The sequence below is a fragment of the Mesorhizobium sp. M7D.F.Ca.US.004.03.1.1 genome (genome assembly GCF_003998635.1).
GTDB classification, from domain to species: domain Bacteria; phylum Pseudomonadota; class Alphaproteobacteria; order Rhizobiales; family Rhizobiaceae; genus Mesorhizobium; species Mesorhizobium loti.
The window spans coordinates 1-874 of record NZ_RZQG01001483.1 but is presented as its reverse complement, the minus strand read 5'-3'; the positions used below and the strand labels follow the sequence as shown (position 1 = coordinate 874).

Annotated in this window: 2 protein-coding genes; both read right to left on the bottom strand. The window is 68.4% G+C overall.

Going from position 1 to position 874, the window contains the following annotated elements; genetic code table 11:
• On the bottom strand, window positions 1-288 hold a 288-nt coding region (locus EN935_RS38120), incomplete at its 3' end, for an ATP-binding cassette domain-containing protein (RefSeq protein WP_127374348.1).
• A 2-nt stretch (window positions 289-290) separates the two neighbouring features.
• A partial coding sequence (locus tag EN935_RS38115; protein ID WP_127374347.1) for an ATP-binding cassette domain-containing protein occupies window positions 291-874 on the bottom strand: 584 nt, incomplete at its 5' end.

Sequence of the window (874 nt, the reverse complement as noted above, 5' to 3'; positions counted from 1 at the left end):
GTTTTGCCGCACCGTCAACTGATTGAAGATGCCGCGGCCCTGCGGCACATGCGCGATGCCCGCCCGCGCGCGGCGGAAGGCGGGTGCGTTCGTGAGGTCCTGGTCGCCGAGAACCACAGCACCGCCGCTCGCCCGCAAGCCGCCGGCGATGACGCGCAGCAGCGTCGTCTTGCCGGCGCCGTTGCGGCCAAGCAGGCCGACGACTTCGCCCGGCGCGACACTGAGGTCTATACCGTTCAGCACCGGGAGCAGGCCGTAGCCGGCCGAGACCGCGATCGTCCGCAGCATGGTCAGCGCCTCCCCAAATAGACGTCGCGGACCATCTCGTCGGCCTCGATGTCGTGGAAAGGACCACTGCGCAGCCGGCGTCCCTGATGCAGCACCAGCGTCTCGCAATTCAGCGCCCGCACGAAACGGATGTCGTGTTCGACCGCGACGATCGAGAATTCGCCCTTCAGCCGCAGCAGCATCTCGGCCGTTGCCAGCGTCTCCTGCGGCGTCATGCCGGCGGTCGGCTCGTCGAGCAGCAGCAGCCGTGGCTCGATCGCCAGCGCCATGCCGATCTCCAGCCATTGCTTCTGGCCATGCGCGAGTTCGCCAGCCAGCGTCGCGGCACGATTGGTGAGCGCGACCAGCTCCAGCAGCTCGCCGACCGGCCGGGCCGGTGACGGCACGCCCCACCGCGCCACCTTCAGATTGTCTTCCACCGACAGGCTGGAGAAGACCGATGGGATCTGGAATTTTCGCGCGATACCGAGCCGGGCGATGCGATGCAGCGGCAAGCCGGCGATGTCGCGGCCGAGGAAGCGCACGCTGCCGCTGGTCGGGCGCAGCGTGCCAGTCAGCACGTTGAGGAAGGTGCTCTTGCCTGCGC